Origin of the sequence: Streptomyces litchfieldiae (assembly GCF_031845365.1) — a bacterium.
Taxonomy (GTDB): domain Bacteria; phylum Actinomycetota; class Actinomycetes; order Streptomycetales; family Streptomycetaceae; genus Streptomyces; species Streptomyces litchfieldiae.
Map to the genome: position 1 here is coordinate 366,893 of NZ_JAVREL010000003.1, position 15,483 is coordinate 382,375.

General features: G+C 74.0%; 13 protein-coding genes. 4 read left to right on the forward strand and 9 right to left on the reverse strand.

What is annotated here, in order from left to right:
- Positions 1–138 precede the first annotated feature (138 nt).
- Positions 139–921: an ErmE/ErmH/ErmO/ErmR family 23S rRNA (adenine(2058)-N(6))-methyltransferase gene (gene erm, locus RM590_RS08235; RefSeq protein ID WP_311703729.1), complete on the reverse strand. Its 783-nt coding sequence runs from the start codon at positions 919–921 to the stop codon at positions 139–141.
- 161 nt (positions 922–1,082) lie between these two features.
- On the reverse strand, positions 1,083–1,214 hold the full coding sequence (locus RM590_RS08240; RefSeq protein ID WP_311703730.1) for a hypothetical protein: 132 nt from the start codon (positions 1,212–1,214) through the stop codon (positions 1,083–1,085).
- 153 nt (positions 1,215–1,367) lie between these two features.
- On the opposite strand from RM590_RS08240, the gene RM590_RS08245 reads away from it, so the two are divergent.
- Complete coding sequence (locus RM590_RS08245; RefSeq protein ID WP_311703731.1) at positions 1,368–5,039, forward strand: ABC transporter ATP-binding protein; 3,672 nt, start codon at positions 1,368–1,370, stop codon at positions 5,037–5,039.
- A 13-nt stretch (positions 5,040–5,052) separates the two neighbouring features.
- Here the strand turns inward: RM590_RS08245 and RM590_RS08250 are convergent, their stop codons facing one another.
- Both RM590_RS08250 and RM590_RS08255 read right to left on the reverse strand, forming a co-directional pair.
- On the reverse strand, positions 5,053–6,252 hold the full coding sequence (locus tag RM590_RS08250) for a M20 family metallopeptidase (RefSeq protein ID WP_311703732.1): 1,200 nt from the start codon (positions 6,250–6,252) through the stop codon (positions 5,053–5,055).
- 121 nt (positions 6,253–6,373) lie between these two features.
- Entirely contained in the window at positions 6,374–7,924 is a 1,551-nt protein-coding gene (locus RM590_RS08255) for an AbgT family transporter (protein ID WP_311703733.1), read from the reverse strand.
- 140 nt (positions 7,925–8,064) lie between these two features.
- Here RM590_RS08255 and RM590_RS08260 point away from each other — a divergent pair, with 140 nt between their 5' ends.
- The gene (locus tag RM590_RS08260; RefSeq protein ID WP_311703734.1) at positions 8,065–9,162 is read left to right on the forward strand and encodes an Lrp/AsnC family transcriptional regulator; all 1,098 of its coding nucleotides are present in this window, start codon (positions 8,065–8,067) and stop codon (positions 9,160–9,162) included.
- A gap of 21 nt (positions 9,163–9,183) precedes the next feature.
- Here the strand turns inward: RM590_RS08260 and RM590_RS08265 are convergent, their stop codons facing one another.
- From RM590_RS08265 to RM590_RS08275, 3 genes are read right to left on the reverse strand one after another with little or no spacing between them, the layout of a single operon-like run.
- Positions 9,184–9,405 carry a hypothetical protein gene (locus RM590_RS08265; protein WP_311703735.1) on the reverse strand — a complete coding sequence of 74 codons (222 nt, stop codon included), beginning with the start codon at positions 9,403–9,405 and terminating at the stop codon, positions 9,184–9,186.
- Positions 9,406–9,421: 16 nt separating this feature from the next.
- A complete protein-coding gene (locus RM590_RS08270) occupies positions 9,422–9,925 on the reverse strand; it encodes an NUDIX hydrolase (RefSeq protein ID WP_311703736.1) in 504 nt (167 codons plus the stop codon).
- A gap of 39 nt (positions 9,926–9,964) precedes the next feature.
- Positions 9,965–12,019, reverse strand: a complete 2,055-nt coding sequence (locus RM590_RS08275) for an ATP-binding SpoIIE family protein phosphatase (protein ID WP_311703737.1) — start codon at positions 12,017–12,019, stop codon at positions 9,965–9,967.
- Positions 12,020–12,193: 174 nt separating this feature from the next.
- On the opposite strand from RM590_RS08275, the gene RM590_RS08280 reads away from it, so the two are divergent.
- Complete coding sequence (locus tag RM590_RS08280; protein WP_311703738.1) at positions 12,194–12,772, forward strand: helix-turn-helix domain-containing protein; 579 nt, start codon at positions 12,194–12,196, stop codon at positions 12,770–12,772.
- A complete protein-coding gene (locus tag RM590_RS08285) occupies positions 12,769–13,398 on the forward strand; it encodes a GNAT family N-acetyltransferase (RefSeq protein ID WP_311703739.1) in 630 nt (209 codons plus the stop codon). The genes RM590_RS08280 and RM590_RS08285 overlap by 4 nt, the downstream gene beginning before the upstream one ends.
- On the opposite strand, the gene surE is transcribed toward RM590_RS08285, so the two are convergent.
- On the reverse strand, positions 13,295–14,248 hold the full coding sequence (gene surE, locus RM590_RS08290; RefSeq protein ID WP_311703740.1) for a 5'/3'-nucleotidase SurE: 954 nt from the start codon (positions 14,246–14,248) through the stop codon (positions 13,295–13,297). The two genes, RM590_RS08285 and surE, sit on opposite strands and share 104 nt — an antisense overlap.
- Positions 14,249–14,390: 142 nt before the next feature.
- A complete protein-coding gene (locus RM590_RS08295; protein ID WP_311703741.1) occupies positions 14,391–15,479 on the reverse strand; it encodes a LacI family DNA-binding transcriptional regulator in 1,089 nt (362 codons plus the stop codon).
- Between the last annotated feature and the right edge of the window lie 4 nt (positions 15,480–15,483).

Genomic DNA, 15,483 nt, shown 5'->3' on the forward strand with positions numbered 1-15,483 from the left:
GTGATGCCCTCCGGTCGGTCGGTCGTGGGTACAGACTCCGCCGCCGACCGGAAGTCATCGGTCCGGACACGCCCCGGCCGCGCCGCGGTCCGCCGCCCGCCACACGCTTGGCGGGCGGGCGGGAACTCGATACAGGCCCTAGGACACCGGGGAACGGCCCCGGTGCAGGTGGCGGAACACGGTCAGCCACTGGTCGGGCGAGACGAACCCCACCGGCGCGTCGTCCGGGACGCGCGCCGCGCGCAGCGCCTCCCGCACCCGGGAGGTGCGGTGATGGCGCGCGAGCGTGGCGCGCAGCGAGCCGCCCGCGCCGGTGAAGCCCTCGGTCACCAGCGCCCGGAAGGCGCCGAGGTCGCGGCGGGGCAGCAGCGGCGCCGGGCGGCGGGTGATGTGCAGCACCGCGGAGTCCGTCCGCGGCACCGGGGTGAACAACTGGCGGCGGAGGCGCGGCCCCAGGTGCCAGGCGTGTTCCGGCCAGCTCGTGACCGTCAGCAGCGGCCAGGTGCCGAAGTCGCCGGTGCGCCGGCGGGCGAATTCGAGCTGGGTGACGAGGGTCGCGGAGGTCAGCTCCCGCGCCGCCAGACACCAGCGCACGATGTCCGTGGTGCGGGAGTAGGGGACGTTGCCGACCACCGCGAAGGGCGTTCGAGGCGGATGGGCGGTCAGGAAGTCGGCGTGGATCACCCGCACGTTGCGCTCGGCGCGCATGCGGCGCGGGAGGCGGGCGGCCAGCGCGGGGTCCAGCTCATAGGCGATGACCTGGCGCGCGGTGCGGGCCAGCACCCGGGTCAGGGTGCCTTCCCCCGCGCCGGGCTCGACGACCAGGTCGCTCGGGCGCAGCTCGGCGGTCCGCACGATCTGGCGGAGCGCGGCGGTGTCGTACAGGAAGTTCTGCGAAAGGGTTTTGCGGCGGTGGGCCACGGGCTTCGTCCTCGGGGGAGAGGACAGGCCGGGCGGCGGCTGCTGTCAGGACCGTCGGAGACGGTCAGGAGCTGAGTCAGGGAACGCGGTGCCGACGGCCTGTCCGGGTCGTGTGGGAGACACGGACGGCCCTGGCCCGAGGGGGCGGCGGCGCTGAGGGCTCAGACGCGCGGCGAGACCTGGGAAACCAGGGCCGGGCGCCGAACGCGGGGGCGACGGGTCTGAAGAAGGCTCCAGCCGGCGGTCCGCGCGATGGCGCAGAGACCGTGCTGGAGCAGCGTTCCTGCTGACATGCGGGCCAGGGTACGGGCGCCGTCACCGGCCGGGCAAGCGAATAAGACGGGCGCGCCTTTGTCGTTCAAGATGCTGTTCATAGTGTTGCGATGGGATGAAACGGCAGGCCGTCGGCGTTGGGCCCTGCGGACATCAACACGGGAGGCGCGACGGTGACGGCTGCACGGGACGGTGGATGGATACGGCGGCTGACCGCCTACTGCTGGCGGTATCGGCGGAACCTGCTGCTCTCCGTCGGCTCCTCCCTCGTCGGCATGGGCGTGATGGCGCTGATGCCGCTGATCATCAAGGTCGTCATCGACGACGTGGTGATCGGCGAGGAGGGCGGCCTCGCGCTGTGGATCGGCCTGCTGGTCGCCGCGGCCGTCGTCGTCTACGCGCTGACGTTCATCCGGCGGTACTACGGCGGCCGGCTCGGCATCGACGTGCAGCACGATCTGCGCACGGAGATGTTCGCCACGATCACCCGGCTCGACGGGCGGCGGCAGGACCAGCTCAGCACCGGGCAGGTCGTCGGCCGCGCCACCAGTGATCTCCAGCTCATCCAGGGCCTGCTCTTCATGATGCCGATGACCATCGGCAACCTCATGCTCTTCGCGGTCTCCCTGGTCGTCATGGTCACGCTGTCGCCGCCGCTCACACTGGTCGCGCTGGCCGTCGCGCCCGGGCTGTGGTTCGTCGCCCGGCTCAGCCGGACCCGGCTGTTCCCCGCCACCTGGGTGGCCCAGAACGAGTCGGCCGCCGTCGCGGGTGTGGTCGACGGCGCGATCACCGGCGTGCGCGTCGTCAAGGGCTTCGGGCAGGAGGAGCAGGAGACCGGCAAGCTGCGCGCGGCCGGGCGGAAGCTGTTCGCCGCGCGCATGCGGACCGTGCGGCTGTCCGCCCGTTACACCCCGGCGCTCCAGGCCGTGCCCTCGCTGGGCCAGGTCGGCATGCTGGCGCTCGGCGGCTGGATGGCCACCGAGGGGCAGATCACGCTGGGCACGTTCGTGGCGTTCTCCACCTACCTGGCCCAGCTCGTCGGCCCGGTGCGGATGCTCACCGTCATCCTCACCATGGGGCAGCAGGCGCGGGCCGGCGTGGAGCGCGTGCTCGAACTGATCGACACCGAGCCCGAGATCCGCGAGGCCCCCGACGCGCACGAGCTGCCCGCCGACGCCCCGGCCACCGTGGAGTTCGACCGGGTCGGCTTCGGCTACGGCGCCGGCCGGCCCGTGCTGACCGATCTGTCGCTGCGGATCGAGCCGGGCGAGACGCTGGCCGTGGTGGGCACCTCCGGGAGCGGCAAGTCGACCGTGTCCCTGCTGCTGCCGCGCTTCTACGACCCGGACAGCGGCGCGGTGCGGGTCGGCGGCGAGGACGTGCGGCACCTGACGTACGCGTCGCTGCGGGCGGCGATCGGGCTGGTGCCCGAGGACAGCTTCCTGTTCTCCGACACGATCCGCGCCAACCTGGCCTACGGGCACCCGGAGGCCACCGAGGAGCAGATCGTCGCCGCCGCGCGGGCGGCGCAGGCCCACGACTTCATCAGCGCGCTGCCCGACGGCTACGACACGGTCGTCGGCGAGCAGGGCCTGACCCTCTCCGGCGGGCAGCGGCAGCGCGTCGCCCTGGCCCGGGCCATCCTCACCGACCCCCGGCTGCTGATCCTGGACGACGCGACCTCCGCGGTGGACGCCCGCGTCGAGCACGAGATCCACGACGCGCTGCGTTCGGTGATGGCCGGGCGGACCACGCTGCTGATCGCGCACCGCCAGTCCACGCTCCAACTGGCCGACCGCATCGCGGTGCTGGACGCCGGGCGGCTGGTGGACACCGGAACGCACGAGGAGCTGGTGGCGCGCTGCGGGCTGTACCGGCGGCTGCTGGCCGACCCGGGCGAGCTGGGCGGCGTGGCCCGCGACCCGGCCGGGCTCGCCGACGACGAGGGGGAGGACGACGCCGCATGGGCCCCCGCCGGCGCCGCCGACGGCGAGCCGGACGAGGAGGCCGCGGGCGCCACGCCCGAGCTGCTCGCCCAGGTCGCGGCGCTGCCGCCGGCCACCGACACCCCGGACATCGACGAGGAACGCGCCGGCCGCGCCGAGGACGCCTACGGCCTGCGGCGGCTGCTGGGCGGCCTCGGCGGGCCGCTCGCCCTGGCGCTGGCGCTGGTCGTCGCCGACGCCATCGCCTCCCTGCTGCTGCCGGTGCTGATCCGGCACGGCATCGACGAGGGTGTGCAGCAGTCGGCGCTGGGCGCGGTGTGGGCCGCGACGGGGCTCGCGCTCGCCGTCGTACTCGCCCAGTGGGCCGCCCAGTTCGGCGCGATCCGGGCGGTGGGCCGCACCGGTGAACGCGCCCTGTACTCGCTGCGGGTCAAGATCTTCGCGCATCTGCAACGGCTCGGCCTGGACTACTACGAACGCGAGCTGACCGGCCGCGTGATGACCCGGATGACGACGGACGTGGACGCGCTGACCACGTTCCTCCAGACCGGGCTGACGCAGGCGCTGGTCGCGGTCATGACGTTCTTCGGGATCATGGGCGTGCTGCTGGCCATCGACATCCAGCTCGCGCTGGTCGTCCTCGCCACCCTGGTGCCGCTCGCCGTCGGCACGGTCTACTTCCGGCGGCACAGCGTGCGGGCCTACGAGCTGGCCCGGGAACGGGTCAGCGGTGTCAACGCCGACCTCCAGGAGTCGGTGGCCGGGTTGCGCATGGTGCAGGCGTTCCGGCGGGAGCGGGACGGCTACGAGCGGTTCACCGCCCGGTCGGACGGCTACCGCCAGGCGCGCGTGCAGGGCCAGTGGCTGATCTCCGTGTACTTCCCGTTCGTGCAGTTGCTCGCCACGCTGGCCACCGCCGGGGTGCTGATCGTCGGCGCCGGGCGGGTGTCGGACGGGACGCTGACGGCCGGCGCGCTGGTGGCGTATCTGCTGTACATCGAGCTGTTCTTCGCGCCGGTGCAGCAGCTCTCGCAGGTCTTCGACGGCTACCAGCAGGCGGTCGTGTCGCTGCGCCGCATCCAGGAGCTGCTGCGCGAGCCGGTCACCACGCCGCCCGCCGAGCGGCCGGTGCCGGTCGAAACGCTGCGCGGCGAGGTGGAGTTCGACGACGTGCGGTTCGCCTACGGGGACGGCGAGGAGGCCCTGACCGGCGTGCGGCTGCGGGTGCCGGCCGGGCAGACGGTGGCGTTCGTCGGCGAAACGGGCGCGGGCAAGTCGACGCTGGTGAAGCTGGTCGCCCGGTTCTACGACCCGACCGCGGGCGCGGTGCGGGTGGACGGCACGGACCTGCGCGCACTGGATCTGGCCGGGTACCGGCACCGGCTGGGCGTGGTGCCGCAGGAGCCGTATCTGTTCAAGGGAACGGTGCGCGACGCGATCGCCTACGGCCGGCCCGGCGCGAGCGACGCGGAGGTGGAGGCGGCGGCGCGCGCCGTGGGCGCGCACCGCATGATCGCCTCGCTGGCGGGCGGCTACCGGTATCCGGTGGGCGAGCGCGGGCGCAACCTGTCCGCGGGGCAGCGGCAGTTGATCGCGCTGGCCCGGGCGGAGCTGGTGCGGCCCGACATCCTGCTGCTGGACGAGGCGACGGCCGCCCTGGACCTGGCCACCGAGGCGCTGGTCAACCGGGCGACGGACCGCCTGGCGGGCAGCCGCACCACGCTGGTCGTCGCGCACCGCCTGACCACGGCGGCGCGGGCGGACCGGGTGGTCGTGCTGGACCACGGCCGGGTGGTGGAGGACGGCCCGCACGCCGAACTCCTCGCGGCCGGCGGCCGGTACGCCGAGCTGTGGCGCACCTACGCGGGCGAACCGGCCACCGCCGTGGGTGGCTGAGCGGACGGACCGGTCAGCCGGCCGCCGCCTCCGCCAGCCGCAGCAGCGTGCCGGCGGTCAGGGCGGTGCGGTCGGGGATGTCGTCGACGAGCACGTGCTCGTGCCGCGCGTGCGCGCCGTCGCCCGTGGCCCCCATGCCGCACAGCACCGGGCGGCCGAGGGCGGCCACGAAGTTGGCGTCGCTGCCGCCGCCGACGTGCAGCTCCGCCAGCGGCCCGCGCAGGGCCGCGGCGACCTCGTCGGCGAGCGCGAAGAGCCGCCGGCCGCCCGCGCCGGGCCGCATCGGCGGCCGGTTCCACTCGCCGTCGAGCGCGATGACGACCCGCGGGTCGGCCGCGCGCAGCCCGGCCAGGACCCCGTCCATCCGGTCGGTCTCGGCCTGGGTGGCGACGCGGATGTCGATCAGGCAGGACGCCTCGCCCGCGATGACGTTCCGCGCCGTGCCGCCGCTGATCCGGCCCACGTTCACCGTGGTCCCGCGCTCCGGGTCGGCGGCGGCGACGAGCTCCTGGATGACGTCCGACAGCCCGTGCACGGCGCTGGCGCCCTTCGCCGGGTCCAGGCCCGCGTGCGCCTCGACGCCGGTCGCGGTGATGGTGAAGATGCCGACGCCCTTGCGGCCCGCCTTGATCCCCCACACGCCGCCCGGCTCCAGGACGAGCGTGGCGACCGCGTCGTCCGTGGCCCGTTCGATGTGCGGGCGGGACGCGACGCTGCCGGTCTCCTCGTCGCCGTTGAACACGAAACGCACGGTGGGCCGGGGCAGTTCGAGCTCGCGCAGCGCGCGCAGCGCCCACAGCCCCTGCGTCAGGCCCGCCTTCATGTCGAAGACCCCCGGACCCCAGGCCCGGCCGTCCGCGACCCTGAACGGCCGCAGCGCGGTGGTCCCGGCCGGCCACACGGTGTCGTAGTGCCCGACGACGGTGACCGTGCGGTCCGCCGCCCCGGGCGTGCCCGCGTACTCCGCGACGAGGACGTCGCCCAGCGCCGGGTCGCGGTGGCGTTCGGCGCGGCTGGGCGGGCCCAGCCGCTCGGCCGTCAGCTCCTCGACCAGGTCGGCGGCGGAGTCGAGCAGCCGCTTGTCGTCGCTGGGCGACTCCCGCTCCACCAGACGGCGCAGGTCGGCGAGGTGCGCGTCGAGGCGGTGCGGGTCGCGGCACCAGGACGCGACGCGGGCCAGCGGGTAGTCGGGAACGGGCACGGGTGCGGCCATGCTTCTTCGTCTCCTCGGCCATCGGGGTTCAGGGCTGCCGGGTCCCGGTCTTCCGGGTTTCGGCCATCGGGGTTTCGGTCCCCGGGGTGGGGGTCCCACCGGAGGTCTCTCCCGGTGGGGGTCAGCGCACCGGCGCGCCGGGCCCGAACGGTATGCCGAGCGCGTACCAGCCCAGGTAGAGCAGGGTCCAGACCAGGAGCATGGCCAGCGCCACCGGCAGCGTCAGCGACATGAGCGTGCCGATGCCCGCCGTCGGCCGGTACCGGCGGACGAAGCCGAGGCAGAGCACGAAGTACGGGCTCATCGGGGTGATGGCGTTGGTGCAGGAGTCGGCGATCCGGAACAGCGCCCACGTCGTCTCGGGCGCGACGTTCAGCAGCATCAGCATGGGCACGAACACCGGCCCGATCAGCGCCCACATCGCGGAGCCGCTGGTGAGCACCAGGTTCATCAGGCTGACGACGAGGATGACGCCGACGAAGATGACGGCGAGCGGCACGCCCGAGGAGTCCAGCAGCTCGGCGCCGCTGATGGCCATGACCTCGCCGATGCCGGTCCACTTGAAGTAGGCCAGGAACTGCGAGATGGCGAAGAACAGCACCAGGATCGGGGCCAGTTCCCGCAGCCCCTGGGCCATCATGTCCGGGATGTCCTTGGCCTCGCGAACCGCGCCCACCGCGCGCCCGTAGGCGACGCCGGAGGCGAGGAAGAGCAGGGCGAGGAAGACCGCCACGTTGTGCACGAGCGGGGAGTCGATGACCGCGCCGTGCTCGCCGCGCAGCGGCGAACCGGTGGGCAGCGCGGCCGCGGCGATGACGGCCACCAGCGCGAGGGCGGTGCCGGCGGCGTGCCGTAGCCCGCGGCGTTCGGCGTCGTCGAGGGACAGGTCCGGCAGCTCGTCGCCGTCCGCGCCCTCCTCGGTGCCGCCCATCATCGTCACCCGGCGGGTGAGCAGCGTCTCCGCGACAACGGTGACGACGAGCGCGAGGACGAGGGCCGAGCCGAGGGAGAAGTAGTAGTTGGCGACCGGCGTGACCGTGTACTCCGGGTCGATCGTCTGCGCCGCCGCCGTGGTCAGCGCGGCGAGCGTGGCGTCCGACGGCGTCACCAGCGGGCTCGCGGCGTGCCCACCGGAGACGGAGACGAACGCGACCACCGCGCCCAGCAGGGGGCTGCGGCCGATGGACCGGTAGGCGATCGCGCCCAGCGGGATCATCACGACGAACGCGGCGTCCGAGGCGATGTGGGCGACCATGCCGGTGAACGCGATCATGAACGTGACGGCCCGGACCGGCACCCGCGCCAGCGCGGCCCGCAGCATCGCGGTGAGCAGCCCGGCCTTGTCGGCGACGGACACGCCCAGCATGACGACCAGCACCACGCCCAGCGGCGGGAACGTCGCGTAGTTGTCGATCATCCCGTCGAGCATCATCGTCACGCCGGCGTCGGACAGCAGGCTCTGCACCTCGACCGTCGCGCCGTCCGTGGGGGACTTGGCGGAGACCCCCAGGCCGCTCAGTCCCCAGCTCAGGACGAGCAGGACCCCGCTGAGGATCACGAAGAGCCAGAAGGGGTGCGGCAGTTTGTTGCCCGCGCGCTCGACGAAGCCCAGCAGCCGCAGCGTCAGGGCGACGGAGCCCGTGGGGCGGTCCACGCTCGTCTTGGTCTCCACGTCCGGCCCCTCTCTCGGTCAGTGTGGCGTATTGGTCCATCATGAGAAGGCATGGCGATGGATTAAGTCAATATCCAACTCATGACCGATGGTTTCGCTCGGGTAACAGGGTGTCGTCGGAGACGGTTAGGATCGGGGCCATGTCAGCGGCCACCGCCACGCCCGCCACGCGTCGTTCAACGAGGCGCCCGGAGGAGCGGCTTCTCGACGACGTCGACCTCGATCTCGTCGCGGCGCTCCAGATCGCCCCCCGGATCCCGGTCAACGCCCTGGCCGACGTCCTGGCCAGCTCGCCCAGCACCGTCGCCCGCCGCCTCGCGCGCCTGCGCGGCGAGGGGCTCGTGCGGGTGGTCGGCCGCCTGGACTGGCCGCTGATCACCACCGAGAACCCGCGTCTGGTGTGGATCAGGACCGCCCCGGGCCGTTCGCAGGAGGTCGCCCGGCGCATTCTCGAACTGCCCGAGGTGCAGACCCTGATGCTGACCACGGGCCACGCGGACATCTACGGCAGCGTCTATCCGCTGCTCGGCACGGACATCGTGGACCTGCTGACCAACCGCCTGCCCGGGCTGCCCGGCATCGTCTCCACCGAGTCCCAGCTCGTCCTGCGCGCCCCCACCGTGGGCCAGAGCTGGCGGCTGCACCGGCTCACCGACGAGCAGACCGCGCGGCTGCGCGAGCACGCCGACCGCGTCACGGCCGAGGGGCCGGACTCCCCCGACCAGTTGTCGGAGCTGGAGCGGCGCGTGCTGGAGCTGATGGCGGCCAACGGCCGGATCACCGCCGCCGACATAGCGCGTGAGCTCGGCGTCAGCCGCTCCACGGCCTACCGCACCTCCCAGGCGCTGCTGGAGTGCGGCGCCCTGTGCCCCCGCGTCGAGGTCGAACCGACGCTGCTGGGCTACCCGTTGAACGCCGTGATGTCCCTGACCGTGCTCCCGCACGCGATCCCCGCCGCGCTGGACACCCTCGGCCCGCACCCCTCGGCCCGCATGGTCTCGATGGTCGCCGGCTCCGCGTCGGTGATCCACTACGGCGTCTACCGCGACGAGGAGGACCTGGCCCGCTTCATCACCACGGACCTCGGGGTGCACCCGGAGATCACCACGGTCAACACATGCGTGGCCGTTCGCGTCCTGCGCCGCCACTGGACCGAACGCGCCCCGGACGGCGTGCGTCTCGGCGAGCGGAGCATCGACTTCTGGGGCACGGGCGGCACGAGGGGCACGGCGGGCTGACGGGGGCGCGCTCGGGCGCGTTCAGCGTCGGTTGCGCGGGTGGGCGCGCGCGGTGCGCTCGTTGCCGCGCTTGTAGTTGCCCGTCCACCGGGCCATCACAAGCTGGGGATCGCCGGCCGTGACCTCCGCGAGGAAGTCCTCGGCGCGGGCGCCGCGCAGCGTGGTGGCCCGTCGGCCGTGGTGGGTGATCTCCACGCTGCCGTCGGGACGTTGGTCGTAGCCGAAGTCACCGGGTCTGCCCATGGCGGAACGGTAGCCGCTAAACCCGGGCGAGCGCCGCCAAATAAGCGTCCACGGTCTGCAACTGACCGTGCGGCATGGGGTCCTCCAGGTTCCACCAGTGGATACCGGTGATCTCCTCGGTCGGCGCGAACGCGGTCGGCGCGGCCGTCTCGGCGGCGTAGACGGCGCCGCGCAGGACGCGGCGGTCGGGCAGCGCCGTCCTGGCGAACCCGGCGAAGCGGAGGTCGTCGGGTGCGACCAACTGGCCTGATTCCTCGCGCAGTTCACGGACGGCGGCGCGGCGGGGCGTTTCTCCCCCGCAAGCGGGAGGTACCCCCACGGGGTCGATGGAGCCGCCCGGCAGCTCCCAGCAGTCGCGGTGCCGGACATGGACGAGGAGCAGCAGCCCGGCGTGCCACAGGGCGACCAGGACATAGCCCACGGGCGCCTCGGTGAACCGGCTGTCCTCCGGGAGCCGTTCGAACGCGAGCAGCCGCATGCCCAGCGGACCGGTGGCCAGCGGCGCGGGGGAGTCGGACATGCCGCCGAGCTTAGGCCCTGTCCGGCCCGGCGCGGGTCCTCAGCCCGAGGGGGCGAGCGCCGGGGAGGGGGACAGCTCGGCCCAGATCGTCTTGCCGATCCGGCCGTGCCGGGTGCCCCAGCGCTCGGTCAACTGGGACACGATGAACAGGCCCCGGCCGCTCTCGTCCAGCACGCGCGCCCGGCGCAGGTGCGGCGAGGTGCTGCTCTGGTCGGAGACCTCGCAGATCAGGGCGGCGGGCTCGCGGATGAGGCGGAGCTGGATGGGGCCGCCCGCGTGCCGGATGGCGTTGGTGACCAGTTCGCTGACGACCAGCTCCGTGGTGAACGCGGCCTCCGGCACGCCCCACGCGGAGAGCTGCCGGCCGGCGAGGTCGCGGGCGTGCGCGACGGCGGTGGGGTCGTCGGAGATGCCCCAGGTGGCGACGTGGCGGGCGTCCAGCGCGCGGGTGCGGGCGATGAGCAGCGCGATGTCGTCGGTGGGGCCGCCGTCGAGCATGGTCTTCAGCACCGTGTCGCAGACCACCTCGACGGAGTGGGCCGGCCGGGTCAGGACCCGCCGCAGGTCGGCCAGGCCGCGCTCCATGTCGCGGCCGGCGGCGACCAGGCCGTTGGTGTACAGGACGAGGAGGCTGTCCTCGGGCAGCGTCAGCTCGGTGGCCTCGAAGGGGAGCCCGCCCAGGCCCAGCGGGGGCCCGGCCGCGGCGTCCACGAACTCGACGCGGCCGTCCGGGCCGACCATGGCCGGCGCGGGGTGCCCGGCGCGGGCGAACGTGCAGGCCCGGCTGACCGGGTCGTAGACCGCGTACAGGCAGGTGGCGCCCAGCACGCTGCCGGAGCCGTCGCCGTCGGCCTGCTCCGTCTGCTCGGTCTCCGAGCCCAGCCGCAGCACGACGTCGTCGAGATGGGTGAGCAGTTCGTCCGGCGCCAGATCGATGTCGGCGAGAGTTCGCACGGCGGAACGCAGCCGGCCCATGGTCGCCGACGCGTGCATGCCGTGCCCGACGACGTCCCCGACGACCAGCGCGACGCGCGCCCCGGAGAGCTTGATGACGTCGAACCAGTCGCCGCCCACCCCCGCCGTGGAGTCCGCCGGCAGATAGCGGGTGGCCACCTCGACGGCGGCGATGTCGGGCAGCCGGCGCGGCAGCAGGCTCTGCTGGAGAGCGAGCGAGGCGCGGTGCTCGTGGGTGAAGCGGCGGGCGTTGTCCACGCAGACGGCGGCCTGGGCGCCGATCTCCTCGGCGAGGAGCAGATCGTCGGAGTCGAACGGGTCGGCGCGCACATGCCGGATGAAGACGGCGAGGCCCAGCGTGGTGCCGCGGGCGCGCAGCGGGACGGCGATACCGGAGGGCAGGCCGGTGCCGTGGGCTCGCTCGGCGGTCTCGCCCAGCCAGCCCGCCATGTCCTCGGGGCCCAGCAGCCGGGCACGGGCGGCCCGGCCCCGGGAGAGGAAGCGCGCGGGCTCCGCCCCCGCGTCGTGGACGCTCGTCAGCCCACCGGCCGCATCCGAGTCGTCGTCGCCGACGGACCGCCGCGCCACGCGGCGCAGCGCGAACCCTCCGGTCCCCGGCTCGGTGGGCTCCTCGCCGCGCACCACCTGCTCGTACAGGTCCACGGTGACGAGGTCCGCGAAGCCGGGCACGGCGATGTCGGCCACCTCGTGGGCCGTGCGGTCCACGTCCAGGGTGCTGCCGATGTGCCGGCTGGCGACCCGCAGCAGGGTGAGCCGTTCGCGGGCGATCGTGAGGCGGCGGACGCGCGCCTCCCGGCCGAGGCGGTGGCGGCACAGGGCCACGCCCAGCGCGGCGGAGCAGAGGGCGGCGACGATGACCACCAGCCGGGTGGCCGCGGGGATCTCGGGGATACCGAAACCGTAGGTGAAGTCGATGGCGACCAGTGTCAGCGCGCCCACGGCGACCGTGTGCCGCAGCGGCAGCAGCGCGCCGGCCACCAGGGGGGCCAGCAGGGAGAAACCGGACCAGCCGATGATCCGCTGGTGGCCCATCCAGATCTGGATGACCGACATCAGCGCCAGATAGGCCAGCAGCAGTGCGAGCACGCCGCCCTGTCCGCCGTGGTGGAGGGGAGTCACAGCGCGCACCTCCCGGGCCGTCGAGAACCCCTTCGGTCAACGGTAGCCAGGGGTGCCCGGTCCCGCGACCGCGATGGCGGCGGGGGCGGTCGGCCGCGCTCGACGGAGACGTGGGAAGAAAGCCTTGGCCAAGGGACTTCCACTGCGTCCCGAATGTGGGATAGTCTCCCGAATATGAGAGAGGCGGAGGCGGCGGCCGAGTCCATCGACGCGCGGCTGGCCGAGCGGCTGGCCGAGCTGCGCGGCGAGCGCGGCTGGTCGCTGGAGGAGCTGGCGGACCGCAGCGGGGTGAGCCGTTCGACGCTGTCCCGGGTCGAGCGGGCCGAGATAAGCCCGACGGCGGCCATGCTGGGCAAGCTGTGCACCGTGTACGAGCGCACGATGTCACGGCTGCTCAGCGAGGTGGAGAGGAAGCAGCCGGGCGTGGTGCGCGCCGGGGCGCAGGCGGTGTGGACGGACCCGGCGGCCGGGTTCACGCGGCGCTCGGTGTCCCCGCCCCACGCGGGACTGCGGGCCGAGGTGATCGAGGGCGTCCTCGACCCCGGGGCGGTCATCGACTACGCGGGGCCGCCGGTGCCCGGCCTGGAGCACCACGTGTGGGTGCTGGACGGCGCGGTGGAGATCACGGTGGGGGACGAGACGCACGCGTTGGAGCGGGGCGACTGCGTGCGGTTCCGGCTGTGGGGCTCCTCCCGGTATCACTGCCCCGGGCCGGGCGCCGTGCGGTACGCGGTCGTGGTGGTGCTGCCATGAGCGCGGACATCTCTCCCCTGGCATCGCCGGACGCGCTGCTGGCGGAGGTCGACGAGCTGGCCGGGCTGCTGACGGACGTGGTGGGGGGCGGCGCCTCGCTGGGCTTCGTCGAGCCGTTCGGACACGACGACGCGGTGGCCTGGTGGGCGTCGCAGGCCGCCGAGCTGGCGGCCGGGCGTCTGCTGGTGTGGGTGGCGCGCGGCTCGGGACGCGTGGTCGGCACGATAGGGCTCGCCCCGGTCCACAAGCCCAATGGGCGGCATCGCGCCGAGATCGTCAAGCTGATGGTGCGCGGCGACGCCCGTGGCCGGGGCATCGCCCGCGCGCTCCTCGCCATGGCCGAACGGGCCGCCGCCCGCGCCGGGTTGACGCTGCTGCTGCTCGACACCGAGACCGGCAGCCCGGCCGAGCGGCTCTACCGGGGCGCCGGCTGGACCCGGCACGGCGAGATCCCCGGCTTCGCCACCGACCCGGCCGGGGATCTGCGCTCGACCACCCTGTTCCACAAGGTGATAGGTCCGGTCAGGGACGCAGGCGGGACAGCCGCTCCCGGGTCCGCTCCACCTCGCCCCGGGACGGCGGGGGAGCGGTCTCGGCCCAGCCCGCCGCGGTCCAGTCGGTCGTGAGAAGGGAGATGGACACGTCGTCCTCGAGGATCGCGGTGGTGTCCGCGTCCGGGATGCGCTCCGGCGCCTCCGGGTCGAAGCCGAGCCGCGTCGTGTAGCAGGTCGGGCACTCGTCGGGGTCCGGGTCGAAGGCGAAAGTGAAGGTGCGGGCGACGCCGACATTGGTGAACGCGACGCCGCCGTCGGGGGTGGCCGGGTAGTTGATGTTGAGCCCGGTGCCCGCGGGCAGCAGCGCGCCGCCGCGCGAGGTCGCCGCCAGCCGGTCCACGGTGCGCACCGTGAAGTCGATCGCCTCGGGCAGCGTCGGCATCGGGTTGTCCGGGTTGGTCAGGTCGGGCTCCAGGCTGATCGCCAGGGCGGGCACCCCGGCGTCCACCGCGGCCACGGTGGCGCCGATCGTTCCCGAGTGGTTGACCGTCTGGCCGACGTTGGCGCCGGGGTTGACGCCCGAGACCACCAGATCGGGCCGCTCGCCCGGGAACGCGTGCTGGAGGCCGAAGTTGACCGCGTCGCCCGGGGTCCCGGTGACCGACCAGATGCCCGGCTCGGCCTGCTCCGCGCGCACGGTGGAGCCCTGCGAGTAGTTGGCCCCCGTGCCGCGGCCCGACTGGTTGTCCGCCGGGGCGACGATCACGGCGTCGTGCCCGGCCGCCGTCAGCGCGTCCCGCAACTGGCGGATGTACGGATGCTGATAGCCGTCGTCATTGGCGACCAGGATGCGCAGCGGCCCGTCCGCCGCCTCCTCCTCGGCACCCGTGGCGGCCGAGACCGATCCCCCCGAGACCAGCACCCCCGACACCACAACGGCCGCCGCGGCGGCGGCCGTTCCTCTCCGCAGTGTTCCCCGCATAGGCCTGTCCTCCTGAGCGGCTCGAACGGTGCCCATACCGTGCACCGCCCCGCCGGATCCCGTCCAGCGAGGCTCAAGCCGTTCACAAGGTGACCACGCGCGGCGGGGCGTCACGCCCTCCCGGACGGCGCGCGGCGGGGTGTTACGCGCCCCCGGACGTGCGCGGCGGGGCCGTCGAGTCGCGGACCATCAGGTCGCCGCGGAACGTCGCCACGCCGCCGGGCGGCGCGTCCTCGCGGCCGAGCGCCAGCCGGCCCGCCCGGGCGCCCGCCTCGGTGAGCGGCAGCCGGACCGTGGTCAGCGCCGGCATCGCGTCCACGGCGAAGGGCAGGTCGTCGAACCCGGTGACCGACACGTCCCCCGGGATGCTCAGCCCCTGGTCGCGCAGTGCCGCGCACACGCCCAGCGCCACCGTGTCGTTGGCGGCCAGGATGGCGGTCAACCCGGGCTCGCGGCGCAGCAGTTCGAGCGCGCCGTCATAGCCGGAGGCCCGGTCGTAGGCGCCGTGCACGGTGAGCCGCTCCGCGTCGTCGGCGAGCCCCGCCGCGGCCATCGCCACCCGGTGCCCCTCCAGCCGGTGCCGCGTGGTGGTGCGGTTGGCCGGGCCGGCGAGATAGCCGAGCCGGCGGTGGCCGAGCGAGAGCAGATGCTCCGTCAGTCGCCGTGCGCCGCCCCGGTTGTCGAAGGTGACCGTCAGCGGGTGCGGCCCCTCCTCGCCGGCGGCCAGCGGCGGCCGGCCGCACAGCACGACCCGCGAGCCCGCCGCCTCCAGGCGGCGCAGCCGGGTGGCGAGCGCCGCGGTGTGAGAGCTGTCCTCGACGGCGCCGCCGGTGAGCACCACGGCGGCGGCCCGCTGGCGCTGCAGCAGCGTGAGGTAGGTGAGCTCGCGCTCCGAGGAGCCGCCCGTGTTGCACACGATCGCGAGCTTCAGCGGCACGGGCCGGGCGCCGCCGCCCGTCTGGGCCGGGGGCCCGATCTCGGACTGCACCGCGCCCGCCATGATGCCGAAGAACGGGTCGGCGATGTCGTTGACCAGTACCCCGACGAGGTCCGAGGTGGCGGCGGCGAGGGCGCTGGCCGGGCCGTTGACGACGTACTCCAGCTCCTCCACGGCGCGCAGCACGCGGTGCCGGGTGGCGCCGGCCACCGGATAGTTGCCGTTGAGAACGCGGGAAACCGTCGCCGCGGACACCCCCGCGCGGGCGGCCACATCCGCCAGCGTGACTGACATGCTC

Bases quoted from the DNA above. Each gene is read 5' to 3' on its own strand.
- RM590_RS08240 (WP_311703730.1), bottom strand. From the start codon at position 1,214: ATGTCAGCAGGAACGCTGCTCCAGCACGGTCTCTGCGCCATCGCGCGG.
- RM590_RS08280 (WP_311703738.1), top strand. From the start codon at position 12,194: ATGAGAGAGGCGGAGGCGGCGGCCGAGTCCATCGACGCGCGGCTGGCC.
- RM590_RS08270 (WP_311703736.1), bottom strand. From the start codon at position 9,925: ATGTCCGACTCCCCCGCGCCGCTGGCCACCGGTCCGCTGGGCATGCGG.
- RM590_RS08260 (WP_311703734.1), top strand. From the start codon at position 8,065: ATGTCAGCGGCCACCGCCACGCCCGCCACGCGTCGTTCAACGAGGCGC.
- RM590_RS08295 (WP_311703741.1), bottom strand. From the start codon at position 15,479: ATGTCAGTCACGCTGGCGGATGTGGCCGCCCGCGCGGGGGTGTCCGCG.
- surE (WP_311703740.1), bottom strand. From the start codon at position 14,248: ATGCGGGGAACACTGCGGAGAGGAACGGCCGCCGCCGCGGCGGCCGTT.
- RM590_RS08285 (WP_311703739.1), top strand. From the start codon at position 12,769: ATGAGCGCGGACATCTCTCCCCTGGCATCGCCGGACGCGCTGCTGGCG.
- RM590_RS08250 (WP_311703732.1), bottom strand. From the start codon at position 6,252: ATGGCCGCACCCGTGCCCGTTCCCGACTACCCGCTGGCCCGCGTCGCG.
- RM590_RS08265 (WP_311703735.1), bottom strand. From the start codon at position 9,405: ATGGGCAGACCCGGTGACTTCGGCTACGACCAACGTCCCGACGGCAGC.